Annotated in this window: 26 protein-coding genes; 9 read left to right on the top strand and 17 right to left on the bottom strand. The window is 70.7% G+C overall.

All coding sequences use genetic code 11. The annotated features are described in order from the left end of the window. On the bottom strand, positions 1 to 323 hold a 323-nt coding region (locus AB0J09_RS26395), incomplete at its 3' end, for an MFS transporter (RefSeq protein WP_360696352.1). Positions 324 to 408: 85 nt separating this feature from the next. Between AB0J09_RS26395 and AB0J09_RS26390 the strand changes: the two genes are divergently transcribed. The 3 genes from AB0J09_RS26390 to AB0J09_RS26380 are packed head-to-tail and all read left to right on the top strand — an operon-like array spanning position 409 to position 3770. Next, a complete protein-coding gene (locus AB0J09_RS26390; RefSeq protein ID WP_360696349.1) occupies positions 409 to 1389 on the top strand; it encodes an AsnC family transcriptional regulator in 981 nt (326 codons plus the stop codon). Between the two features lie 28 nt (positions 1390 to 1417). Then, entirely contained in the window at positions 1418 to 1594 is a 177-nt protein-coding gene (locus tag AB0J09_RS26385) for a hypothetical protein (RefSeq protein ID WP_360696346.1), read from the top strand. Between the two features lie 10 nt (positions 1595 to 1604). Further along, complete coding sequence (locus tag AB0J09_RS26380; protein ID WP_360696343.1) at positions 1605 to 3770, top strand: polysaccharide lyase 8 family protein; 2166 nt, start codon at positions 1605 to 1607, stop codon at positions 3768 to 3770. Between the two features lie 40 nt (positions 3771 to 3810). On the opposite strand, the gene AB0J09_RS26375 is transcribed toward AB0J09_RS26380, so the two are convergent. The 11 genes from AB0J09_RS26375 to AB0J09_RS26325 form a co-directional block, all read right to left on the bottom strand. Then, positions 3811 to 4629: a patatin-like phospholipase family protein gene (locus AB0J09_RS26375; RefSeq protein WP_360696340.1), complete on the bottom strand. Its 819-nt coding sequence runs from the start codon at positions 4627 to 4629 to the stop codon at positions 3811 to 3813. 61 nt (positions 4630 to 4690) lie between these two features. Further along, the gene (locus AB0J09_RS26370; protein ID WP_360696337.1) at positions 4691 to 5500 is read right to left on the bottom strand and encodes an alpha/beta hydrolase; all 810 of its coding nucleotides are present in this window, start codon (positions 5498 to 5500) and stop codon (positions 4691 to 4693) included. Between the two features lie 54 nt (positions 5501 to 5554). Continuing rightward, positions 5555 to 5767: a hypothetical protein gene (locus AB0J09_RS26365; RefSeq protein WP_360696333.1), complete on the bottom strand. Its 213-nt coding sequence runs from the start codon at positions 5765 to 5767 to the stop codon at positions 5555 to 5557. After that, positions 5757 to 6767, bottom strand: a complete 1011-nt coding sequence (locus AB0J09_RS26360; protein ID WP_360696330.1) for a DUF418 domain-containing protein — start codon at positions 6765 to 6767, stop codon at positions 5757 to 5759. Before AB0J09_RS26360 ends, AB0J09_RS26365 begins: the two co-directional genes overlap by 11 nt. Before the next feature lie 82 nt (positions 6768 to 6849). Further along, complete coding sequence (locus AB0J09_RS26355; protein WP_360696327.1) at positions 6850 to 7071, bottom strand: cold shock domain-containing protein; 222 nt, start codon at positions 7069 to 7071, stop codon at positions 6850 to 6852. After that, positions 7068 to 7772, bottom strand: coding sequence for a DUF4097 family beta strand repeat-containing protein (locus AB0J09_RS26350; RefSeq protein WP_360696324.1), 705 nt, complete (start codon positions 7770 to 7772; stop codon positions 7068 to 7070). The genes AB0J09_RS26355 and AB0J09_RS26350 overlap by 4 nt, the downstream gene beginning before the upstream one ends. Before the next feature lie 97 nt (positions 7773 to 7869). After that, entirely contained in the window at positions 7870 to 8463 is a 594-nt protein-coding gene (locus tag AB0J09_RS26345; RefSeq protein ID WP_360696321.1) for a hypothetical protein, read from the bottom strand. A 54-nt stretch (positions 8464 to 8517) separates the two neighbouring features. Continuing rightward, the gene (locus AB0J09_RS26340; RefSeq protein WP_360696318.1) at positions 8518 to 9627 is read right to left on the bottom strand and encodes a DUF418 domain-containing protein; all 1110 of its coding nucleotides are present in this window, start codon (positions 9625 to 9627) and stop codon (positions 8518 to 8520) included. Positions 9628 to 9739: 112 nt separating this feature from the next. Continuing rightward, entirely contained in the window at positions 9740 to 10504 is a 765-nt protein-coding gene (locus tag AB0J09_RS26335; protein WP_360696316.1) for an ABC transporter permease, read from the bottom strand. A 34-nt stretch (positions 10505 to 10538) separates the two neighbouring features. Continuing rightward, entirely contained in the window at positions 10539 to 12089 is a 1551-nt protein-coding gene (locus AB0J09_RS26330) for a hypothetical protein (RefSeq protein WP_360696313.1), read from the bottom strand. After that, a complete protein-coding gene (locus tag AB0J09_RS26325) occupies positions 12086 to 13003 on the bottom strand; it encodes an ATP-binding cassette domain-containing protein (RefSeq protein WP_360696310.1) in 918 nt (305 codons plus the stop codon). Before AB0J09_RS26325 ends, AB0J09_RS26330 begins: the two co-directional genes overlap by 4 nt. Positions 13004 to 13090: 87 nt before the next feature. On the opposite strand from AB0J09_RS26325, the gene AB0J09_RS26320 reads away from it, so the two are divergent. Then, positions 13091 to 14275 (top strand): HAMP domain-containing sensor histidine kinase, encoded by a 1185-nt coding sequence (locus AB0J09_RS26320; protein ID WP_360696307.1) that lies wholly within the window; start codon positions 13091 to 13093, stop codon positions 14273 to 14275. Further along, on the top strand, positions 14272 to 14943 hold the full coding sequence (locus AB0J09_RS26315) for a response regulator transcription factor (RefSeq protein WP_360696304.1): 672 nt from the start codon (positions 14272 to 14274) through the stop codon (positions 14941 to 14943). The genes AB0J09_RS26320 and AB0J09_RS26315 overlap by 4 nt, the downstream gene beginning before the upstream one ends. Before the next feature lie 10 nt (positions 14944 to 14953). Here the strand turns inward: AB0J09_RS26315 and AB0J09_RS26310 are convergent, their stop codons facing one another. The 4 genes from AB0J09_RS26310 to AB0J09_RS26295 form a co-directional block, all read right to left on the bottom strand. After that, positions 14954 to 15391 carry a TMEM175 family protein gene (locus tag AB0J09_RS26310; RefSeq protein WP_360696301.1) on the bottom strand — a complete coding sequence of 146 codons (438 nt, stop codon included), beginning with the start codon at positions 15389 to 15391 and terminating at the stop codon, positions 14954 to 14956. Further along, positions 15388 to 15513 carry a TMEM175 family protein gene (locus AB0J09_RS26305; RefSeq protein WP_360696298.1) on the bottom strand — a complete coding sequence of 42 codons (126 nt, stop codon included), beginning with the start codon at positions 15511 to 15513 and terminating at the stop codon, positions 15388 to 15390. The genes AB0J09_RS26310 and AB0J09_RS26305 overlap by 4 nt, the downstream gene beginning before the upstream one ends. Further along, positions 15513 to 16178, bottom strand: a complete 666-nt coding sequence (locus tag AB0J09_RS26300) for an SDR family NAD(P)-dependent oxidoreductase (RefSeq protein WP_360696295.1) — start codon at positions 16176 to 16178, stop codon at positions 15513 to 15515. The genes AB0J09_RS26305 and AB0J09_RS26300 overlap by 1 nt, the downstream gene beginning before the upstream one ends. 181 nt (positions 16179 to 16359) lie before the next feature. Further along, complete coding sequence (locus tag AB0J09_RS26295) at positions 16360 to 17151, bottom strand: phytanoyl-CoA dioxygenase family protein (protein WP_360696293.1); 792 nt, start codon at positions 17149 to 17151, stop codon at positions 16360 to 16362. A 102-nt stretch (positions 17152 to 17253) separates the two neighbouring features. Between AB0J09_RS26295 and AB0J09_RS26290 the strand changes: the two genes are divergently transcribed. Both AB0J09_RS26290 and AB0J09_RS26285 read left to right on the top strand, forming a co-directional pair. Continuing rightward, positions 17254 to 18207: an AraC family transcriptional regulator gene (locus AB0J09_RS26290; protein WP_360696290.1), complete on the top strand. Its 954-nt coding sequence runs from the start codon at positions 17254 to 17256 to the stop codon at positions 18205 to 18207. Next, a complete protein-coding gene (locus AB0J09_RS26285) occupies positions 18167 to 18904 on the top strand; it encodes a hypothetical protein (RefSeq protein ID WP_360696287.1) in 738 nt (245 codons plus the stop codon). Before AB0J09_RS26290 ends, AB0J09_RS26285 begins: the two co-directional genes overlap by 41 nt. A 183-nt stretch (positions 18905 to 19087) precedes the next feature. On the opposite strand, the gene AB0J09_RS26280 is transcribed toward AB0J09_RS26285, so the two are convergent. After that, positions 19088 to 20350 carry a multidrug effflux MFS transporter gene (locus AB0J09_RS26280; protein ID WP_360696284.1) on the bottom strand — a complete coding sequence of 421 codons (1263 nt, stop codon included), beginning with the start codon at positions 20348 to 20350 and terminating at the stop codon, positions 19088 to 19090. A 308-nt stretch (positions 20351 to 20658) separates the two neighbouring features. On the opposite strand from AB0J09_RS26280, the gene AB0J09_RS26275 reads away from it, so the two are divergent. Continuing rightward, positions 20659 to 21705: a ketoacyl-ACP synthase III family protein gene (locus AB0J09_RS26275; protein ID WP_360696281.1), complete on the top strand. Its 1047-nt coding sequence runs from the start codon at positions 20659 to 20661 to the stop codon at positions 21703 to 21705. Positions 21706 to 21852: 147 nt separating this feature from the next. Continuing rightward, positions 21853 to 22195, top strand: a 343-nt coding sequence (locus AB0J09_RS26270; protein ID WP_360696278.1) for a beta-ketoacyl synthase N-terminal-like domain-containing protein, incomplete at its 3' end; no start/stop codon positions are given.

Genomic DNA, 22195 nt, shown 5'->3' with positions numbered 1-22195 from the left:
CGGGCCGCAAGCAGCACGCCGCCGGTGGGCGCCAGGCCGCAGGCCAGGGAGGCCAGCGCGAACACGGCCAGCGCTCCCAGGTAAACCCTGCGCCTCCCGGCGTGGTCGGCGAAGGAGCCGGCGGCGAGCAGCAGGGTGGCCAGAGCCAGCGCGTAGCCGTCCAGCAGCCACTGAATGTCAGTGAACGTCATGCGGAGATCGGTGGTGATCTCGGGCAGGGCGACCATGACGATGGTCACGTCCACGAGGAGCATGAAGGCGCCGAGACAGGCGGCCACCAGGGGCCACCAGTTGGTCCTCGTCGACTCGGAGGTCTGGGTCATGGCGACTACGGTCGGCCATGTCTGCGGGTATTCGCCAGCAGAAGCGTAGATCTTGGCGCTTTTTCACGCGAGATAGCCTGTAACGGTGGAAAACATCGAGCTGGACGAGGTGGACCGGGGGCTGCTGCACGCGTTGGAGGTGGACGGGCGGGCCTCGTTCAGCCGCATCGGCGAGGTGCTCGGCGTGTCCGACCAGCGGGTGGCCCGCCGCTACCGGCGGCTGCGCTCCAGCGGCATGGCACGGGTGGTCGGCGCCGTGGACGGGCATCGGCTCGGCTACGAGTCATGGGTGCTGAGGCTGCAGTGCACGCCTGACGCGGCGGTCTCGATCGCCGAGGCGCTCGGACGGCGCTCTGACACGTTCTGGGTGCAGCTGCTGTCCGGCGGCACCGAGATCTCTTGCAGCGCGATCCAGCGCACGGCGAAGGAGCGCCAGTCGCTGCTGCTGGGCAGGCTGGCGCGGACGGACCGCGTGCTGTCGGTCACGGCGCACAGGAGGCTGCACATGTTCGTCGGCGGCCGGGTCGGCTGGGTGGGGCCGGCCGCACTGTCGCCCGAGCAGGTGGCGGCCCTGGAGGCCGGGCGCGTGTTCACCGGTCATGGCGGGGACGAGCCGATCACGCTGGGTCCCGGCGATGACGCACTGCTGGAGGCGCTGTCGCGGGACGGCCGTACGGGCTACGCGGACCTGGCGGCGGTGACAGGCTGGTCGGAGTCGACGGTCAGACGCCGCATGGAGCAGCTCTGCGCGGCGGGGGCGATCTTCTTCCACCTCGACGCGCTGCCCGCGCTGCTGGGCAAGCGGGTGGAGGCGCAGCTCTGGATGTCGGTGCCGCCGGCCGAACTGGACAAGACCGGGCAGGCGATGGCCGGGCATCCGGAGGTCGCGTTCGTGGGCGCGACGACGGGCCCGTCCAACCTGTTCGCCACCGTCGTGTGCGACGACGACGCGGCGTTCTACCGCTACCTGACCGAGAGCCTGGGTGCGCTGCCCGCGATCGGGCACATCGAGACCGCGCCGATCATCAGGACCATCAAGCGGTTCGGGTCCGTACTCCCCCTCTGACGGTAGGGCGGACCCTACCGAGCGGTGGGTGGTGCGCAGGCTGGGGAGCGACCGTCGCAAACTCCCGCCACTGCCTGCCGACCTGCGGGTGAGCGGCGTCGAGGCGTCCCTCACGTACGTCGGGAACGTCGATCACACGACCTCGGCGTTCCGCTCGCTGCCGCGGGTGCTCGACTGGTTCACCGGCCTGCGCCGAACACCGTAATAATCGAGGCGTGCAGCGACCAACCAGGCGCTCGTTCCTCCAGGTCGGCGGCGTGGCCGCGGTGGGGGCGCTCGGCGCGCTGGTGCCCGCGGAGGCGGCCCAGACGCCCGACGACTCCTTCGTGCGATTACGCCGCCGCTGGCGAGAGGTGACCGCCGGGTCGGGGTACGACCCGGCGGTGGAGCCGTACCGGACCTGGCTGGCCGAGCTGGGCAGGAAGGCCGCCCGCTATCGCGACACCATGGCGCCCGCCCGCACCTCGCTCTGGCCCGACCAGCCGTTCCCCTCCTTCGTGGCGACGCCGCGGCGGCTGCGCGACATGGCGCACGCGTACGTGCTGGAGGGCACCGGCCTGGCCGGCGATCCCGGTCTGGCGGCGGCCGTCGTGGCAGGCGTGGACCACTACCGGCGACACGTGTACGCGGCGGGCGCCGACCCGGCGGGCAACTGGTGGCACTGGCAGATCGGCGTGCCCAAGGCGCTGCTCGACACGGCCGTGCTGGTCGATCTGCCCGAGCCGCGGAGCGCGGCGCTGCGGGACGCGGTCGATCACTTCGTCCCGGAGCGCCGGCTCGGCCGCTACAGCGGCACCAGCACCGGGGCCAACCGCGTGGACCTGTGCGTGGTGATGCTGCTGCGGGCCATGCTCGGCTCCGACTACGGCAAGGCCGCGCTGGCGGTCTCCGCGCTCGCGCCGGTGTTCCGGCTCGTCCGTGACGGCGACGGGTTCTACCGGGACGGGTCGTTCATCCAGCACACGTACGTGCCCTACCAGGGGGCCTACGGGGTGACGCTGCTGTCGGGGCTGGCGACGCTCTTCGCGGTGCTCAGGGGCTCGCCGTGGGAGGTCTCCGACCAGAACGTGTTCGACATGGTCGAGAGGTCGTTCGCCCCCTTCGTCCTGGACGGCGCCTGCATGGACCTGGTCCGCGGCAGGGGAGTCGGCAGGAGGCCGTTCGGCGACCACGAGAAGGGGCGGGAGATCGCCGCGGCGGTCCTGCTGCTGGGGGAGAGCGCCTCGGCCGCCGAGCGGGCCCGCTGGCACGCCATGGTCAAGGGCTGGGCCGCACGCGACACGTACCGGCCGATGTTGGAGCATCCCGAGCCCGCCTTCCACGCCCGGCTGGCGGCGATCATGGACGACGACGCCGTGCCCGCGGCGGCCGAGCCGGTCGGGCACCGGCTGCTGCCGATGAGTGCCAGGGCCGTGCACCGCAGGCCGGGCTGGTGCGCGGCGCTCAGCATGGCCTCATCCAGGATCGGCCACTACGAGCACGGCAACGGCGAGAACCTGCGCGGCTGGCACACCGGCTCCGGGATGCTCTACTGGTGGGCCGAGGGCCACGGTGACCAGTACTCCGACGACTTCTGGACGACCGTGGACCCCTACCGGCTGCCGGGCACCACCGTCTCGGCCCGGCGACTGGCCGACGGCGCGGGGGAGGCGTGGGGCGACACGTGCACTCCCTGGCGCTGGGTGGGCGGCGCCACCGACGGTACGTACGCGGCCGTCGGCCAGCACATGAGCGGCCTGGAGAGCACTCTGGAGGCGTTCAAGTCCTGGTTCTTCCTGGACGACGCGATCGTGTGCCTGGGCGCGGGCATCACCGCGAAGGACGGCATGACCGTCGAGACAGTCGTGGACAACCGCAGGACCAGCGCTCCTTTGACGGTTCGAGAGGGCTGGGCTCACCTGGAAGGCCACGGCGGCTACGTCATGTCCCAGCCCCTGCGGACGCTGCGCGAGCGCCGCACGGGCGGCGGCGTGGCCCGCGACTACGTGACGCTCTGGCTGGACCACGGCGTCGATCCCCGCTCGGCCGGCTACCTCTATGTGCTCCTCCCGGGCGCGACGCAGGAGGAGACCCGTGCCCGGGCGGCCGACCCGGGCTGGCTGCGGGTGCTCGCCAACACCGCCCGGGTGCAGGCCGTACAGGTGCCCTCGCTGGGGATCACGGCGGCCTGCTTCTGGAACGCCGGAGCCGTCGGCGGGCTGAGCGCCTCCGCCCCGTGCGCCGTCCTCGTTCGCGAGCGCCCCGATGGCACGGCCACGCTCACCGTGGCCGACCTGCGGTGCGACCTGGACGAGCTGACCGTGACCTGGGCCGGTTCCGCGTTCACGTTCCGCGGGCCGGCCGATCAGGAGGGCGCCTCGAAAACGATCAGGCTGCGTTGAGCATCAGCCCTCCTGCAACGGGAGGTTCAAGGGGCTTAGCTCACTCCCAGAGGGTCGCGACGCGGGAGACGGCGGCGCGGCCCTGGGCGTAACCGGCCTTGGCGCTGGGTGTGCGGACCTCCGGGTCGAGTGGGTCGATGCCGAACCCGGCGCGCGAGTCCTCGTCCGGCTCGATGACCTCGACCTCGCCGTCCAGCTTGGCCCAGGCCGGCTCGCCCATGTCGGGCATCGGAGCCAGCACCAGCACCCGGTCGAACCCGGCCGCGAGGTCGGCGTTGGTGGACGTACGCACGCCGCCGTCCATGTACCGGACCCCGTCGATGGTCGCGCACGGCCATACGCCGGGCACCGCGCAGCTGGCCGCCACCGCGTCCACCAGCCCCACCCCGGACTCGGGACCGAACAGCCTGGGCTCGCCGCCGGCCGCCTCCACCGCCACGATCACCAGATCGCGATCCGGCCACTCGTGCACCGGAAGCCGGGCCTCGATCACCTCCCGCCGCCTGGCCTCGCTGATCGTGGTGGCGCCGAGCGCCAGCGCGCCGATCTTCCGCCGCGCCTCGGCCGGGTCGGGCGTGCTCTCGTAGATCTCCTGGAGCTTGGGCCACAGCTCCTCGAGCGGTACCCCGCTGGGCAGCTCGAGCGTCTGCAGCGCGGGGTCGATCTGCCGCTCGAGCAGCTTGGAGAGCGGCACGCCGCTGGTGACCTGGGCGGCCACCGCGGAGCCCGCCGACGTGCCGACGACGCGGTCGGCCCCTGTGACGTCCACGCCGCCGTCGGCCAGCGCCGCCAGGACGCCCGTCATCCATGCGATCCCGGCGACCCCGCCGCCGCCCAGCACCAGCGCTCGCTTGCTCATATGCCCCTCCTCGAAGACTTCTCAGGTCAACATGTGAGGCCCCGGCTCTCTTCCGCCGATCTCAGCCGCTGAGCACCTTGCGCAGCACCTCGGCGAACTCCCCGGTCTTCCCGATGAAGCCGCCGTGGTCGCCGGGGAACTCCGTGGGCGCCGTGCCGAGCAGCTCGGCCAGTGCCATGGAGGTCCGGTACGTGACCAGCCCGTGCGACTCGTCGCCGATGCCCACCACGACGCGGGCCGGGCCGGCCTTCAGCGCGGCGATGTCAGGCACGTAGCGGGTGGTGCCGCGTAGCTCGTGGGCGAGGAAACGACTCATGTCGGCAAGCATCTGTTCCGTCGGCTCCGCGTGAGGCCCGGCCGGGGCGCCCTCGCCGCCCTGGTCGAACCCGGCGTTGGCCATGAACTTGGCGAAGGCCGCCCAGATGCCGTCCCGGTGGTAGGTCGCGATGATGTCATCGGTCGCGGCGCGCTGCTCGGCGGCGTCCGGGAGCAGCTCCAGCGAGGGCGGCTCGTGCGCGACGAGCGTACGCACCCGCTGGGGATGGCGGGCCACCAGCGCCAGCCCGGTCACCGCGCCGCCGCTGCTGCCGAACACATCTGCGGACTCGGCGCCCAGGGTGTCCAGGAGGAGGGCCAGGTCGTCGGCCCGCAGCTCCGGGGTGGAGTCCTGCGTGGGGTCCTCGAGCACGCTGCCCGAGATGCCCCGCGGGTCGTGCGTGACCACCGTGTAGTCGCTCGCCATCGCGTCGGCCAGCGGCGCGAAGTCCGCCGCGGCCATCGGCGACCCCGTGACCAGCAGCACCGGGCCTGAGCCGCGCACCTCGTAACGCAGGCGTCCGCCCGGGATCGCGAGGGTGTGAGTGGTCGTCATGGCAACCTCCAGTCGTTTCGCCGTCGACGGTATGACTCCCGCCGGCGGCGAAACTCATCGGCCGACGGCGGCCAGATTGACGAGCACCTGGGTGACTCGTCCCGTCTGGAACCAGAACATCCCCTCCTGCAGGTGAAGGGTGGGGGAGGCCTTGTCGCCGAGTCCACCGGCTCGGCCGCCGTCCGCGCCGGCGCCGCCCTGGCGGCCACGCAGCACCGCCTCGACCCCGGGCGGCGCGGGCGCGCGAGCGACTGTCTCACGGTTCATGCCCTATTGAACGCGTGCCGGCCCCGATCCGCTGCATCGCCGGGCGGCGCAGCCAGGTGGCCCAGCGCCAGAGCCACTCCATGGGGCCGTAGCGGTATCGGCGCAGCCAGAGCGTGGACAGCAGCCACTGGCTCGCGAGGATGGCGCCGGCGATCGCGAACACGGTGGTCAACGGCCAGCTGTCCGGCGGGCCGTCCACGGCCTGGGAGATCAGCAGGACGAGGATCGTGGCGCTCAGGTAGTTGGTCAGCGCCATGCGGCCCAGCGGGGCGAAGACGACCTGCAACGCGGGCCGGAGCGGCGTCCTGAGCAGGACCAGCAGGCCGCACACGTAAAAGCCGGCGACCAGCAGTCCGGCCACGGCGAACACCTCGTCGTGGCCGTGGGCCTGCAGCCACAGGACAGGCACGGCCACGGCCCCGAAGAGCACTGTGAGCAGGACAGGGGAAGACCGCTCCATCCGGTCGATCACTCCGTACCGCGTCAGCGCCGAGCCCGCCAGGAAGAGCCCGGGGACCAGCGCGGTGAAGCCGCCGAAGGCAGCCGCCACGGCGATGAACACGGCGGCGAGACCGGTCACGGCCCACCGGGGCAGCCAGGTCGAGGGCAGCAGCACCACCAGGCCGACGACGGCGTAGATGGTGAGGATGTCGCCCCGCCACAGCGCGAACATATGGATCAGCCCCATCCCGAGCAGCACCAGGAGCCGGCGCAGCAGGAGCAGCCGCGGGCTGGGGGTACGTCCGGCGGCGGAGTCGAGGAGGAGTGAGAACCCGATGCCGAACAGCAGCGAGAAGATCGCGAAGAACCGCTGATGGACGAGCAGCCCTAACCACATCGTCCCGGTCGTCTCCACGGGATGTTCCAGGACGATTTCACCGGCGTTGGCGATCGGCTGGACGTTGGCCAGCAGTATCCCGCACAGCGCGAAGCCGCGCACGACGTCGAGTGCGGCGATCCGCGGCCTACCAGCGGCCTCGGAGGGAGATTCATGTGCCATGAGCCCCCATCCTGCGGGGCCCGCGCCGGCGCCGGTATCGGCCGAAAGCGCAGTTCCGCGACGGTACTTTCGGCCGGTCGGCTCAGAGTTTGCGGATGTTCTCCGCCACGTGGTCGAAGCTGTCCTGCGACCGCTCGACGATGTCGAACTCGACCTCGTCGCCCGTCTCCAGCGACCGGTATCCCTCCGCCACGATGTCGCTGAAGTGCGCCCACGCGTCACGCCCCGGCGGGAGCTCGGGCGAGGAGATCGCCCCCCAGCCCTTGTCCGCCTTCCAGAACTTCACCGTGCCACGCGCCCTCATGGGGTGACGACCTCCAGATCGCCGGAGTCGGTGGTCAGCTCGATCTGCCGGGCCACCGAGGGGTCGGCGGCCGCCGTGATGTGCTTGTTGCCCGAGTCGGTCTTGGCGACGACGTTGTACGGCCCCTGCGGCACGTGGATCGAGATATTGCCGGAATCCGAAGAGGTCACGACCTTGTCGGGCTGACCGCCGAAGGTCAGGTCGACGTCGCCCGAGTCGGTCTCCGCCGCGACCCGCGTGGCCGCCAGATCGTCTGCCTCGATCGCTCCGGAGTCGGTGCGGGCGTTGAGCTCGCCGGACAGTCCCTTCAGCGTCAGGTCCCCGGAGTCGGAGCTGACATTGACGCGGAGCCCCTTGGGCACCTCCACCTTGTAATCGACCTCACAGGACGCGGAGCCGCTGCCCAACCCCCAGGTATTGGCGCACTTGAAGGCCAGCGTCAGCGTGTCGCCCTGCACCTTGTGGCTGGTCTCCGGCTTGGTCTTGCGCCAGCTGAGCTGCTCGGTCACGTGGATGCCCTGGCGGTCCGACTCGACCACCTCGATGGTGCCGGAGTCGGCTTCCACCCGCACTCCCGCCACCTTGTCGGCCACGTCGTAGGACGCGGTCTCCTGATCGAGTGGACCTGCGAGGCCGCACCCGGATAACAGCGCCGCGAGCCCGAGAAGCCCCGCGATCATGCCCACTCTCTTCATCCCCATGACGCCCAAGTCTGAGCCATCCGGGCGTGCGTGGGCGTCGGGGAGTTCCCTGAACGGTCCCTGAGGCATCCCTCAGGGACGCTGGAGGCTCGGTCGATCACTCGTCGCGGGCGTCGAGCAGATCCAGGTAGCCCTGGACCGCCTCCCACAAGTGATGCTCGGGATACCGGCTCAGGCTGCGATGCCGCCTGCGCCACTGCCGGTCCCAGTACGAGTCGCGTACGGCACGCAGATGGTCGAGCGCCGCCTGCAGCTCCCCGGCGACTTCGGTGCGCTCCTCCTGAGGCTGGGGCGTCACCCCGCGCAGCAGGTCGAAGCGGCGCTCGGCGAGCGCGTCGAGCACGTCCTTGTCCGGGCCGTCGAGGGACCAGAACCGGACCGGGTCATGGATGCGATGGTTCGACACCGGGTCCTGGTGGGAGCGCCACCAGTAGGCGACCCCGCCCTTGTCCAGCCGCAGGAAGTCGACCAGCCACGCGGTGCCCGGCGGATGGGTGCCCCAGCTCACCTCCTCCGGCGGAAGGTTCAGCACCAGGACGATCTCGAGATGATCGATCGGGTCGGCTCCATCGAGTACGTCGCCGAACACGTGGGCCTCGCGCAGGAACGGCTCGTCCGCCGGCACGCGCCGGGTCTGCTCGCACGCCTGGGCGAGCTGCCGCAGCCGCTCCACCGCCCGCCGGTACCGCATGAATTCGCCGTCCCTCCCGCGACCAGCGTACGGGCTCGGTCATCGTGCACGTGCTCATGTCTGACGGGCCGGCAACGGCGCCTGGTAGGCCCATTGCCAGGCCAGCTCCAGCGGCCCGCGGCTGAACCTGCGCAGCCACAGCGAGGACAGCGCCATGAACAGCAGGCAGATCCCGGCCCACGCCACCGGCACCCACCAGGGACGGAGCCCGTCGAGCCGGTCGGCCAGCCCCAGGCCCCAGCCGTAGCAGAGGACGCCGGCCGCCAGGTTCTGGAAGACGTAGCAGGACAGCGCCGTGCGCCCGACGCCCGTGATCCCGCGGCGGAGCAGGCCTGGCGCGCCGCGCATGCCGAGCACGATCGAGGTGATCAGCCCGAGCAGGCCCAGCGCGACCACCGGCGCCAGGACGTAGCGGTCGACGGCGAACCAGGACGGACCCGCGAAGGAGGCGGCCAGGTTGAGGGGCACGCCGAGACCGAGGCCGAAGACGATCAGCTTCCTGCGCAGGCCCGCGCCGTGTTCCTCGAAGACGCCCGCGCGCAGCAGGCGGGCGCCGAGGAGGAACAGGACGATCCCCATGGGGATGATGAAGACCAGCTCGAAGCGGAAGAGGACGACGTTCTGGAGGCGGAGCGCCACCTGGTCGAGCCAGCCGAGCTGGGAGTAGAGGAGAGTGCCGCCGCCACCCTGCCCCGTCATCAGGGCCGCGGTGGTCAGAGCCACCATGGCGACGTGCAGCGTCCCGGCGGCGACCATCCAGGCGGTGACCGCTCGCCGGCTCCTGCCGACGAGGTACGCGACGATCACGGAGGTGATCGCGTAGCCCATCAGCACGTCGAACTCGAAGACCAGGACGAAGTGCAGGGCGCCTTCGACGAAGAGCAGCGTCGCACGCCAGAGATATCTGCCAGGCCAGGCCAGGCCCTTGCGGAGCGCGCTGCGGTGCTGCAGCTCGAGGCCGACGCCGAAGAGCAGGGTCAGCAGGCCGAGGAACTTGCCGTTGGAAAGGAAGCGCAGGAACGTCTCCACCGCGCCGGCGTCGCCGCCGAGCCGCAGGAACTCCAGGGGGCCGCCCGGCGCGGTGAAGATCCAGATGTTCGTGCCGAGCGTGCCCATGATGGCGACGCCACGCAGCACGTCGAGGGCGTCAATACGTCTGCTCACGCTTTCCAGCCTGCTGGCGCGAACATCGGCCTTGATCGTCCCGCGGGGCGAAATGGCCCGTACATCGATCGATGTACGGGCTTACATCTTTAGTGAATCCAGGCGGCCTCGGCTATGCGTCGCGGGCCCTCAGCAGCAGCCCGCCACCCAGCATCGCCGCTGCGGCCCAGGCGGCCGGCACGCCCAGGCCCGCCCATGGGGTGAGGGGCAGGCTGGCGAGGTTGGTGGTGGTTTGGATGGCGAGTCCGGCGTTCATGGGGGAGATCTGCCAGAGCAGCCGCTGCCAGTGGGCATCGTTGATCATGAGGATGAGAGCGGGGAAGAGGTAGAGCAGGCCCAGTACGACCCCGATGGCGGTGGCGGAGTCTCGTACGGCGGTGGCGATCCCCAGGCTGAGCAGGGCGATGAGCGCCAGGTAGAGGACGGAGCCGAAGGTGGCGCGCAGCATGGGGCCGCTGGTGAGGATGAGCGGGTCGGCGGGGAAGCCGTTGTCGAGCAGGATGGGCCGCGCGGCCAGCGTGGAGGCGAGCACGGCGACGCTCCCGGCGATCAGGATCAGGCCGACCAGGATGATCGCCTTGGCGGCCAGCACCTTGGTCCGGTTCGGCATGGCCGTCAGGGTCATGCGGATCATGCCGGTGCTGTGTTCGCCGGTGATCGCCAGTAGGGCCAGGATGGCGACGACTGCCTGACTCACCTGGACCCCGAAGAGGCTGATCTTGGCGGGGTCGTAGCCGCAGCCTTCCGAGGCGCAGGAGACGACGGCGGAGGCGGCGGCGCCGGCGGCGACGGTCAGCACGACGATCGTGAGCAGCAGCCAGCCGGTGCCTGCCAGGGTGCGGAGTTTCGTCCACTCGGCATGCAGGTGCGTTCTCATGCGCGCCTCCCGCGGATGTGCGGGTGATGAGGTTTCATGCGCCTCTCCGGAGTTGGAAGGCGGCCAGGCCGAGGGCGAGCGCGGCATAGCCGGCGAGCACGGCGAGGCCGGCCCACGGCGGCAGCGGATAGAACCCGGCGATGGGCGCGTAGTGCTGGAGCACGTGCGGGTACTCGGGGATGCTCTGCTGGATGGCGAAACCGGCCGCCGGGGTGACGCGCAGCAGCCACTGCGCTGCGCTGTCGGGCAGGATCGAGGTGGTCGCGACGACGTGCGGGACCACGATCGCCACGACGGCGGTGATGACCGCCGCGACGCTGCGCCGCAGCAGCGCGCCGAGGGCGAGGGCGAGGACGGCGGCCAGCGCGAGCAGCGCCGCCATGCCGACCACGATGCGCGCCTGGGTGAGCAGGGACACGGGGAGGATGGAGTTGCCGTTGGCGCGTAGGATCTGCCCCCCGATCGTGAACGTGATCGTGGTGGCGGGCAGGGCGGCGGCGAAGGTGACCAGGCCGAGCGCGAGGGCCTTGGCCACCAGCATCCGGCCGCGGCTCGGGCCGGCCAGCAGGCTGGTGCGGATCAGGCCGTGCCGGTACTCGGCGGTGACGAACATGACCGCCACCACGATCACCAGGATGAGCCCGGTCAGCACGCCGCTGAGAGGACGTTCGGCGGTCTGGCCCTCCATGTCCGGCGCGATGTCGCCGACGCCGGTTACGGAGAAGGTGCCGCCGGACTGGCCGGCGCGGCCAGGGTGGTGGGGCGACCCGTCGGGCGCGAGGTCGACGCCGATGTCGTCGTCGCGCCAGGCGCCGGACGCGTTGCCCTCCACCTTGACCTGGTCGAATTCGCCGGTGGCTTCGGTGAAGCGCACCGCGGCGACGGAGCCGCCGAGATCTCCCTGCGTGACCGTCAGGTCGCCGGGGGAGGCCGCGAACATTCCGGCCTGGACTGTCCGCGGCAGTCCGGCCAGAGTCGCGGTGCCGATCCGGGTCCAGTTCGTGCCGTCGGCGGACTCGTACCCGGTGAGGGTGTCGCCGGAGCGGGTCAGCCGCAGCCAGCGCGGTGCCTGCTTGGAGACGCCGCCCGGACGGCCGGCCACGTCGTGCGTGAAGTTGTGCTGCATCCGCACCCCGTGCTCGCCGGTCGCCATCACCGCCGCATAGGGGGAGCCCTGCTTGGTGCTCTCCTTGATCATGACTCCGGCCTTGGCCCACGGTACGAGCCCGGGAACCACGTTCCGCACCCCAGCGGTGACGTCGGGTTTACGGATCTGGCCGGTCATGGAGGTGAGGCGGACGGTGATGCTGCCGTCCCCGGCCAGCGGCCGGTGGACGAAGTAGAACTTGTCGATCACCGCTTCGCCGTCCGGCCCCACCGAAGACGGCGGGCAGGCGACCTCGACGGGACCATAGCCGCACGAGGCGTGGTTGCCGGACGCGGAGAGCAGCCCGAGCAATACGGTGACCAGCGCCGCCGCGGCCATGGCGACCACCCAGCCGCGTACCGTCCTGAACTTGGTCCACTCGGCGCGCAGCAGCCGCCCGAAGTCCTCGAGCACGGCCCGGTGCAAGACGGCGCTCATCGTGCCGTTCCCCGGTATTCGACCGCATCGCTGGTGAGGTCCATGTAGGCCTGCTCCAGCGTCACCCGGAGACCTGTCACCTCGGAGAACGGCACCGCGTTCGCGTTGAGTACGGCCACCACGCGCTCGGACGGCAGCCCTGAGACGACGAGCACGTCGCGATCGGTCACGGCCGTGGTGGCGCCGGCGTGGCCCAGCACCGACATCGCCGCGGAGCGCGCCGGCGTCCGCAGCGTGACCCGGCCACGGGAGGCGGTCGTGATCAGATCCGCCACGCTGGTGTCGGCGATGACGCGGCCCTTGCCCACCACCACGAGATGGTCGGCGGTGTCCTCCAGCTCGCTCATCAGGTGGCTGGACACCAGCACGGCACGCCCCTCGCCGGCCAGCGACCGCAGCAGGCCGCGCATCCACACGATGCCCTCGGGATCCAGGCCGTTGACCGGCTCATCCAGCATGAGCACCGGAGGGTCCCCGAGCAGCGCGGCGGCGATGCCGAGCCGCTGCCGCATGCCCAGCGAGAAGCCACCCGCCCTGCGCCGGGCCGCTGACTGCATCCCGACCTGCTCGAGCACCTCGTCGACCCGCCGCGCGCCCAGTCCTTGCGAGTGGGCCAGCCACAGCAGGTGGTTGCGGGCGGTGCGGCTCGGCTGCAGCGCCCCCGCGTCCAGCAGCGCGCCGACGTGGCGCAGCGGGGTGCGCAGGCTCCTGTACGCTCGCCCGCCGATCAGCGCGTGGCCCTCGTCGGCCGTGTCCAATCCGAGGATCACCCGCATCGTGGTGGACTTGCCCGCCCCGTTCGGGCCGACGAAACCGGTGACGTGGCCGGGTCGTACGGTGAACGACATGCCGTCCAGCGCCAGGGTCTGGCCGAACCGTTTGCGCAGCCCGTTGACTTCGATGGTTGCCTGCATGCGACCGGTTGTACGGATCAGGCCCTAACACGGGCCGAACAGGGGCTGTCACATCGCTGTTAGGGCCGGCGCGGCATCCTGGTGTGCATGAGAACGTGGCGACGCCCGGAGAACACCGCACGACTGCGCTTCACCGTCTTGTACGGTGCCATGTTCCTGCTCTCCGGCGTCGGACTGCTGGTCATCACCAACCTCGTGGGCCTCGGCGGGACGATGGTCAGCCGATCCACGGGTCCGTCGGCCGAGCCGGTCACGCTTGCCGACGCCGATCGCATCGCATGGCTGCAGGCTCGGCTGTCGGACACCCACGCGGCGCAGTCGCGCCAGCTTCTGATCGGCTCGGCGGTGGCACTCGTGGTCATGGGCGTGGTGTCGATCATGCTGGGCCGGGTCATCGCGGGCCGGGTGCTGCGCCCGCTGTCGGTGATCACGACGGCGACCCGCCGGATCACCGCCGACAACCTCAACGAGCGGCTGGCCGTACAGGGCCCGGACGACGAGGTGAAGAATCTCGCCGACACCATCGACGAGCTGCTGGAACGACTGGAGAGCTCCTTCGCCGCGCAGCGCCGGTTCGTGGCCAACGCCTCCCACGAGCTCCGCACTCCACTGGCCACCATGCGCGCGTACCTGGACGTGGCCTTGGCCAAGCCAGAGCCCGTACCGGCGCAGACCGCCGCGCTGGCCGACCGGCTCCGCACCGAGCTCGACCAGGTCGACCGGCTGCTCGAAGGTCTCCTCATGCTCGCGCGCGCCCAGCACGGTTCCCTGTCCGACCGTACGACGCTCTCGCTGGGCCGCCTGGCGACCGCGGCCTTGGACGCCCGGTCCGCCGACATCACCGCCAAGAGGCTCACCGTCGACTCCTCGGGCGACTCCTCGGGCGCGGACGACAGCGGGTGGACGCAGGGAAACAGGACGCTCCTCACCCGCATGATCGACAACCTGATCGACAACGCCGTCACCCACAACCAAGACGGCGGCTGGATCCGCCTCGCCACCACCACTGACGACGCGACGGCTCAGCTCGTCGTCGAGACCGGCGGGCGCATCCTCGACCAGGAGCAGGTTGATCGATTGGCCCAGCCCTTCCAGCGGCTCGGCGCCGACCGCACCCACTCCGGCAGCGGCTCCGGGCTCGGCCTGTCGATCGTCGCGGCCATCGCCGCGGCGCACGGCGGCACCCTCGACCTGCGGGCCCGGCCAGAAGGAGGCCTCCGGGCCGCCATCTCACTGCCCTTGGCGGCCGTGCCGGCGGGGGTTCCGGCGTGAGGGTGCTCGTGGTGGAGGACGCCCGCACCCTGGCCGACGTACTGGTCGAAGGGCTGAGCGATCAGGGCATGGCGGTGGACGTGGCCTACGACGGCCTGGAGGCCGCCGCCAAGCTCGACCTCAACGCCTACGACGTGGTCGTCCTCGACCGTGACCTGCCGGGCATCCACGGCGACACGCTCTGCCAGATGATCATTGAACGCGACGACCGCGTCATGGTCCTGATGCTGACCGCCGCCGACTCGCCCGTCGACCGGGTCACAGGTCTGACCCTGGGAGCCGACGACTACCTGGCCAAGCCTTTCCACTTCCCCGAGCTGGTGCTGCGCATCCGCTCCCTGGCCCGCCGCCAGCCCTCCGCCCGGCCCCGCACGCTGCGCGCGGCGGGGATCGAGCTCGACCCGCTGCGCCGCATCGCCACCCGCGACGGCCGTCCCCTGGATCTGTCGGTCAAGGAGTTCGCCCTGCTCGAAGCCCTTCTCCGCGCCGCCCCCGCTTTTCTCAGCGCCGAGGACCTGCTCGAACAGGTGTGGGACGAGCACGCCAACCCCCTGACCAACACCGTCACGGTCACCATCGGCCGCCTCCGCCGCAAACTCGGTGAGCCCCAGGCCATCACCACCACGCCCGGAGTGGGGTACCGCATCACGGCCGCCGGATCCGTGTGAAGATCCATACCTAGAAGCTGCTGAGCCGCCAGATCCTGGGCGCGACCGCAGAGTTCAGCTGGAGCAGGACGATCAGTACGATGCTGACATACGTGTTGATCGCCGACAGTGCCACGGCGACCGCGTACAGTGCCTGGTAGATGACGATCCGGCGTCGGTGCGCCAGGCGTATTTCGTGGTCCACGTCCGCCTTCAGCAGCCCGGCCCGGTGCCCGTACGTGACGCTGGCCAGCAGCATCGCACCGAGCAGCAGCAGGTTCAGCCAGTAGATGGCCAGCGCGAGCCGGTAGTCGATGTACTCGCCGAGCAGTGCCGTGGAGAACGGCATGAGCGAGACCGCGGCCAGGAACGCGAGGTGGATCCACGTCAGATGCCGGTTGGCCCGCTCGAACTGGTTGAGCTGCGTCTGCTGCCCCAACCAGAAGATACCGAGAGTCAGGAAGCTCATGAAGTAGGTGAGCAGTTTCGGCGCAGGACCAGCAGTGTCATGGCGATGGCGAACACGCCGTCGCTCAGTCCGGCCAGCCTGCCGACGCTGCCGCCGGAGAAGCGGGAGTAGAAGGCGGGCATCAGGTGGGCTGGCCGGTGGGGCGCACGACGACCGTGTTCACGTCCACGCCTGCGGGCTGGGCCAGCGCCCAGGCGATGGCGTCGGCGATGTTCTCCGCGCTGAGCAGTGGCCCGGCGGGGCGGCCGTCCGGCCAGAACGAGGTGTCCACACGGCCGGGCGCGATCAGCGTCACGCCGACGCCGTCGCCGGTCACGAGCATGCGGGTGTTCTCGGCGAGCGCGGTCACCGCCCACTTCGTCACCGAGTACATGTTGCCTGGCGAGTGGACGAACCCGGCGACGCTGCCGACCAGCACGATCCGGCCGCGGGTCTCGCGCAGCGCGGGCAACGCGGCCTTCACGAGCAGGGCGGGGCCGAGCACGTTGGTGAGGACCATGTCGCGCAGCCGGTCCGGGGCGGTCTCGGTGAGCGGGCCGTGGGTGGAGAAGCCGGCGTTGGCGACAACGTGATCGAGCCTGCCGTACTCCTTGACAGTCGCCACCACGGCATCCTGTACGGCGTCGTAGTCGGTGGCGTCCCCAGGCAGCCGTAACACGCCAGGCACCTGGGCGAGCCTGGCCTCGTCGCGGCCGGTGACGGCGACCGCCTGCCCGTCGGCGACCAGCCGCTTGGCGAGCGCCAACCCGATGCCACTCGCTCCACCTGTGATCAGCGTTGTTTTCACGGCGACACAGTAGGGGGCAGAACCCGCCAGCGGCCAATAAATCTGCTTATGGCTGGCCAGACAGAAACCGATGAGTTACGACGAAACCAAGGTGCGAGGACCGCCCAGTCCCAACTGCGCTGCCGATCCCGCCGTGAACGCCCTGGAAGTTGGATGAGGTCGCGGTGGCCTTCGAGCGGGGTCAGGCCCAGGGGCGGGGGAAGGTGTCGCCGTCCAACCGGTCGCCCGCGGCGAGTCCGAGAGGATCGGTCACGATGTGCTCCGTCCCGCTGTAGCGGGTCGCCTCGTCCATGTAGATGGTGACGTGCGCGAGCCGGGCCTGGTCGGTGCGGTTGGGCAGCGCCATGTGCCCGGTGTAGCCGCTGTGGAAGGTGCAGTCGCCGGCGCGGAGAGGCACGGTGACCCGGGGGATCCAGCGCAGAGACGGGTCCAGCTCGAACAGGTCTTCCTCGTGGTGGAGGTCCTGCGGGCGCAGGCCGGTGCGATCCTGGGTGCCGGGCAGGAACGTCATGCACCCCCGCTCCGGCGGAACGTCGACCAGCGCTATCCACGCCGACAGCGGGAGCCGGTCGCCTGCGTGCGGCCAGTACGGACGATCCTGGTGGAACTGCGTGGCGGCATTGTTGTGCGGCTCCTTGACCAGCATCTGGTCGTGCCAGAGCCGCAGCGAGAAGCCGGCGAGCTGTTCGGCGATCCGGCCGAGCCGCGGGTCGAACGTGAGCTCCCGCAGCGTCTGGTCGCGTTGCCAGACGTTGACCAGCTGGCTGAAGACGCCTTGCTTCTCCAGACTCTCCGCGCGATGCGCCTCCAGGAACGCCTCGGCGCTGGCCCGGAAGCGCTCGACCTGGTCCGGCTCGAGAACGCCTCGCACTCGGACGAAACCGTGTTCGCGGTACGCCGCCACAAGCTCCTCCCGTACCCGGCCGTCGGCACCGACATCGCTGCGGGACTGCCCGGTCGTGGTCGTCGTCATCACTGACCTCCAAGGTTCTTGCCGTTGGGATACCACCCAGCATCGTCGTGGTGTGCCGCGACGGGCTAGGCCGATCCCGGCAAAGAGTCGTACGATCCCGACATGCCTGCCACGCTGCACGAGCACGCCTTGTTCGCCGGGGGCCCGGTCTTGGCAGGTGTCCACCATCTGAACCCCGACATCGAGCCGCACGCGCACGACTTCCTCGAGATCGCGGTGATCGGAACCGGTCACGGCCGGCATGTGACCAGCCAGGGCGAGCGCCCGCTGCGGCGCGGTGAAGTCATCGTGCTCCGCCCCGGTGCCTGGCACGGATTCCGGGACTGCACCGACCTGACCGTCGCCAACTGCTGCCTGTCCGCCCAGGCGCTACGAGCCGAACTGGCGGCGCTGTACGACATCCCGATGCTGCGCCGGATGTTGTGGACCGATCCGGCGGCATCCGGCACCCACGGCGTGGCGGTCACGACCGTCGATCCGGCCGCCGCCGAGGAGGCCATCGTGGAGATCGGCCTGCTCGAACGGGACCTCGGAGCCGATCAGCGCCGGCCGGGCCGCGTGCTGGGCCGGCTGGTCACCGTGCTCGGCGTCCTGGCCGACGGCCGCGACACTGAACAGCCGACGCTCGAGTCCGCCATCCACCCCGCGGTCGCCGCCACCATCGCCCGGCTCGAGGCCGCGCCTGCCCATCCGTGGCGGCTGGACGACCTCGCCCAAGCGGTCAACCTGGATCCCGCCTACCTCGGCCGGCTGTTCAGACAGTACGCCGGGTTGACGCCGCTGGGCTTCCTGGCCCGGCTGCGGGCCGAGCGCGCCGCCACATTACTGGCACACTCGACTCTGCCGGCCGCCCGGGTCGGCGCCGCCGTCGGCTGGGACGATCCGACCTACTTCGCCCGCCGTTTCCGGACGCTGGTCGGGCTTACACCCACCGAGTACCGGCGACGTAGCCGATCAGCCACCCATACGCAGCTCAGCGCCCCGGCCGAGGCGACGGACGAGCGGAGATCACACGATGCCCATTCAGCAGCCCCTCACCTACCACTCGTTCGTTGAACTCGCCGCCGCCGACCCGGCCGTCGTCGGACTCGTCCTCAAGGGCTCCCGCGCCCATGACGAAATGATCACCGAGCACTCGGACTATGACCTGTACGTCGTCCTCGCCGACGGCGCGACAACGGATCTCACCTGGTTCACGGGCCACCGCACCCCCGAGCTCGACCTCGTCATCATCTCCCTCGCCGACTTCCGCACGGCCGGAATGCCCGGCTTCGAGCGCTACGCCCTCGCCCGCTCCCGGATCGTGCTCGACCGGCTCGACGGAGGCATCGCTCAGATCCTGGCCGCCAAGGCACGGCTCGACGCCGACGAAGCATTCCGGGACTCCGGCGAATGGCTCGACGCCTATGCCAACTCTCTCTACCGATCCGTCAAGAACGACCGTGACGGACATTCACTCGCGGCCCGCCTCGACGCGGCCGACAGCATCCGCTTTCTGCTGGAGCTGCTTTTCGCAATGGACCGTCGCCCCCGCCCCTACAACAAGTACCTGGAATGGGAACTCGCCCGATACCCGCTGCCCGATTGGGACACAGGCATGTTGCTGGACGCCGCGCACCGCATTTCAAGAACGGGCGACGTGCCCCTGCAACGGCGCATCTTCGCCCATGTCGAGGCAGCGGCCCGGCGCGCCGGGCACGGCGCGGTCCTGGACGCATGGGGCGAGGACCTCGACCTGATGCGACCGCAATAGGGGATATCGCGAAAGGTTCCCGCCGGCTAACGTTCGTCGGCGGGGTAGTCGGCCGAGCGGCTCACGTCGGACCTCTTTCCGGGCGGACACCTCGGGCGGCCGGCCAGATGTGTCCTTCCTGGCCCGGTTCAGCGTCGCGAGCAGACTCACTGCGCGGCCCTGGCGGGAACCACGCGTCCGGCATCATCCGCCGGGGGTGCCGGCTCGTGGTCCGGGAGTCTGCCCGGCCCCCGCCGCACGTCCCCGAGCCCTGCGCACCGGGATGAGGGACAGCGCGGCGAGGCCGAAGGCGGCCAGCATGATGACGGCCATGGAGACCGTGCCGTCGCCGAGGAGACCCGACAGGGGTGAGGCGGCCGCGCCGAGGATGAACTGGCTGCCGCCGAGCAGGCCGGAGGCCGCTCCGGGAGCGTCGTGGCCGAGTGACTGGACGATGGTCGTGGTGGCGGGCAGCGCCGTGCCGAGGCCGGCGACGGTGACGAACAGGCAGGCCCAGGTGGCGGCGAAGGAACCGCCGGTCGTGACCAGCGACGCGACCAGGGCCACCGTACCGGCGCCGGCCACGGCCAGTCCCGCGGCGAACAGGGTGTCCACTCGGACGCGGGCGGACAGGCGGCCGAAGAGGACGCTGGAGGCCAGCATGCCGAGGGCGTTGGCGGCGAAGACGAGGCTGTACCGCGTGGCCGAGAGGCCGTAGACGTCCTGGAAGACGAACGTCGAGCCGGCGATGTAGGTGAAGAGCGCGGCCCCGGTGAAGGACGAGGCGAGCACGTACCCCACGAGGGCGTGCCGCCCGGCGAGCATCGCGATGGCCTTGACCACGCCGGTCACCCCGCCCGCTTGCCTGCGGTCGGCGGGCAGGCTCTCCGGCACCCAGGCGAGGAGCCCCGCGATCAGCAGGACGCCGAAGCCCGCCAGCGCGGTGAAGACAAGGCGCCAGGAGCCGACGCCGAGGATGGCCCCGCCGAGCAGCGGCGCGGCCACCGGGGCCATGAACACGATCGCGGACAGGGTCGCGAAGTGGCGACCCGCCTCCGGGGTGCCGTGGAAGCGGTCGGTGAGCACGGCCCGGGCGACCACCATGCCCGCCGCCCCGGCGACCCCCTGTAACAGCCGCGCCGCGTCGAAGATCTCGATGCTGGGGGAGACGGCGCAGGCCAGCGACAGCACCGTGAACAGCGCGGCGCCGGCCAGCAGGACGCGGCGGCGGCCCACCGCGTCGCTGACCGGGCCCAGGAGGAGCTGCCCCGCGGCGAGCCCGACGAGAAAGGCCGTCAGGGACAGCTGGACCGAGGAGGCTGGGGTGCCGAAGGATCTGGTCATGCCGGGGAAGCCGGGCACGTACATGTCGATGGCCAGCGGAGCGACCGCGGTGAGGGCCGCGAGCACGAGGATGAGCCGGCCGGTGTGCTTCTGACCGGTGGCCAGAGCCTGGTTCTGAGACATGGGTGAGCTGCTTTCCGGCTTGAGGCATGGGCGGGAGCCGGTACACCGGTGATCATCGGCGGTGAAGATTATGCATGGTCCGTCCGAAGAATGACACCACTAGTCATGGATGATCCATTCGATTAGCATCGGCGCTGATCGCCCCCCGGACACATCTGTCAAGTTCAGGGTTGTGAGGCCCGCCGTACGTATCGCCTGCCTGTGATCGGCAACCCGACAGCTCTTCCAGCAGACTCGTTTTTCCCAAGCAGAGGGTTATTCGTTCCACCCCGCCACGTGCCGCGGCATGCCGCACCGAAGGAGGACGGATGCGTACACCCGACATCTACCTGCGCAGTATCGGCGTCCATCTGCCGCCGGTGGTCAGCATCGAGACGGCCGTCGCCGAGGGCAGCTATCCGGCCGACGAGAGGGAGTACTTCCGCCTGCGCGGTGCGGCGGTGGCCGGCGACGTACCGGCTCCAGAGCTCGCGCTCCGTGCGGCCCGGCACGCGTTCGAGCGCTCCGGCGGAATGTCACCGCGGGACCTGGATCTCATGCTGTACGCCGACGTCTGGCACCAGGGGCCGGAGGGCTGGCAGCCGCAGTACTACCTGCAGCAGCACCTGGTCGGCGGCGACGTCCTGGCGGTCGAGTTGCGGCACGGATGCTGCGGGCTGTTCAGCGCGCTGCAGCTCACCGCCGGCTACCTGCGGCCCGGCGGCACCGCGCTGCTGGTCGGCGCCGACAACCACGGCAGCCCGCTGGTCGACCGGTGGCGCATGATGGAGGGCTACGTGGTAGGCGACGCCGGGTGCGCGCTGCTGCTCACCACGGACCCGGGCTTCGCGCAGTTGCGGTCGGTCAACGTGACCGTGCTGCCGGAAGCCGAGTCGGTCAACGACGGCGGCGTGCCGATGTTCCCACCGGACGCGACCGTGAGCCGGCCGCTCGACTTCGCCTCCCGCCACCGTGAGTTCCGCAAGCGACTGCTGGCCCGCGACGGTGCCGGCGTCATGCTGGCGATCCAGTCGACGCTGATGGTGCTGGTCGACCGCACGCTGAAGGAGGCGGGGATCACGCTCGACGAGGTGGCGCGCGTGGCGTTCCCTCACGGGCGCCGGGACAACGTGGAGGAGCGGGTGAGCTGGTTCGGGCTGACCTTGGCCGACACCACCTGGGAATATGGCGCCGGCATTGGACACCTCGGGGTCAGTGACCAGTTCGTCGCCCTCGACCACCTGCTGGCCGGCGGGGCGCTGGCTCCCGGCGACTACGTGCTGCTCATCGGGGTGGGTGCCGGCAAGACCTTGGCCTGCGCCGTCCTGCAGATCCTCGACATCCCCACGGAGTACGCCGCTGACGGACCTGGCTGAGCGGCCGTCCGCATAGACGATCGAGTTCGGCCCGCCCCGGGAGGCGGCGGACATGTTCGGCTTCGGGCCAGGCGTGACGATCTCGGGCGCCGTCGTGGAGATTCTCGAGTCGCCCGTGTGGGCGCGGATATGAGGAGGCGATGTGTGATGGATCGACCGGCCGAGATGATCGCGCTGATCGGGATCGGCTGCCGCCTGCCCGGCGGCGTCGGATCGGTGGACGAGTACTGGAACCTGCTGTGCGAGGGCCGGGACGCCAGCGGACCGGCGCCCGCCGACCGCTGGCGCGACTACGCCGATCGCGGCCCTTCGTACGCGGCGGCGTTACGCCGCGCCATCCCTTACGGCAGCTTCCTGGACGGGGTGGCCGACTTCGACGCGGAGTTCTTCGGGCTCTCGCCGCGCGAGGCGGAGTTGATGGATCCGCAGCAGCGCCTGGTGATGGAGACCGCGTGGGAGGCGCTGGAGCACGCCGGAGTGTCGCCGGACG

This window comes from Nonomuraea sp. NPDC049784 (assembly GCF_040659615.1).
GTDB lineage: Bacteria > Actinomycetota > Actinomycetes > Streptosporangiales > Streptosporangiaceae > Nonomuraea.
The sequence above is the reverse complement of the archived record's forward strand: the minus strand, read 5'-3'. Positions and strand labels throughout refer to the sequence as shown.

Coding starts and splice junctions, on each gene's coding strand:
- AB0J09_RS26375 (WP_360696340.1), bottom strand. CDS start 4,629: ATGAGCAAGCGAGCGCTGGTGCTGGGCGGCGGCGGGGTCGCCGGGATC.
- AB0J09_RS26370 (WP_360696337.1), bottom strand. CDS start 5,500: ATGACGACCACTCACACCCTCGCGATCCCGGGCGGACGCCTGCGTTAC.
- AB0J09_RS26365 (WP_360696333.1), bottom strand. CDS start 5,767: ATGAACCGTGAGACAGTCGCTCGCGCGCCCGCGCCGCCCGGGGTCGAG.
- AB0J09_RS26360 (WP_360696330.1), bottom strand. CDS start 6,767: ATGGCACATGAATCTCCCTCCGAGGCCGCTGGTAGGCCGCGGATCGCC.
- AB0J09_RS26355 (WP_360696327.1), bottom strand. CDS start 7,071: ATGAGGGCGCGTGGCACGGTGAAGTTCTGGAAGGCGGACAAGGGCTGG.
- AB0J09_RS26350 (WP_360696324.1), bottom strand. CDS start 7,772: ATGGGGATGAAGAGAGTGGGCATGATCGCGGGGCTTCTCGGGCTCGCG.
- AB0J09_RS26345 (WP_360696321.1), bottom strand. CDS start 8,463: ATGCGGTACCGGCGGGCGGTGGAGCGGCTGCGGCAGCTCGCCCAGGCG.
- AB0J09_RS26335 (WP_360696316.1), bottom strand. CDS start 10,504: ATGAGAACGCACCTGCATGCCGAGTGGACGAAACTCCGCACCCTGGCA.
- AB0J09_RS26330 (WP_360696313.1), bottom strand. CDS start 12,089: ATGAGCGCCGTCTTGCACCGGGCCGTGCTCGAGGACTTCGGGCGGCTG.
- AB0J09_RS26325 (WP_360696310.1), bottom strand. CDS start 13,003: ATGCAGGCAACCATCGAAGTCAACGGGCTGCGCAAACGGTTCGGCCAG.
- AB0J09_RS26320 (WP_360696307.1), top strand. CDS start 13,091: ATGAGAACGTGGCGACGCCCGGAGAACACCGCACGACTGCGCTTCACC.
- AB0J09_RS26310 (WP_360696301.1), bottom strand. CDS start 15,391: ATGAGCTTCCTGACTCTCGGTATCTTCTGGTTGGGGCAGCAGACGCAG.
- AB0J09_RS26305 (WP_360696298.1), bottom strand. CDS start 15,513: ATGCCCGCCTTCTACTCCCGCTTCTCCGGCGGCAGCGTCGGCAGGCTG.
- AB0J09_RS26295 (WP_360696293.1), bottom strand. CDS start 17,151: ATGACGACGACCACGACCGGGCAGTCCCGCAGCGATGTCGGTGCCGAC.
- AB0J09_RS26290 (WP_360696290.1), top strand. CDS start 17,254: ATGCCTGCCACGCTGCACGAGCACGCCTTGTTCGCCGGGGGCCCGGTC.
- AB0J09_RS26285 (WP_360696287.1), top strand. CDS start 18,167: ATGCCCATTCAGCAGCCCCTCACCTACCACTCGTTCGTTGAACTCGCC.
- AB0J09_RS26280 (WP_360696284.1), bottom strand. CDS start 20,350: ATGTCTCAGAACCAGGCTCTGGCCACCGGTCAGAAGCACACCGGCCGG.
- AB0J09_RS26275 (WP_360696281.1), top strand. CDS start 20,659: ATGCGTACACCCGACATCTACCTGCGCAGTATCGGCGTCCATCTGCCG.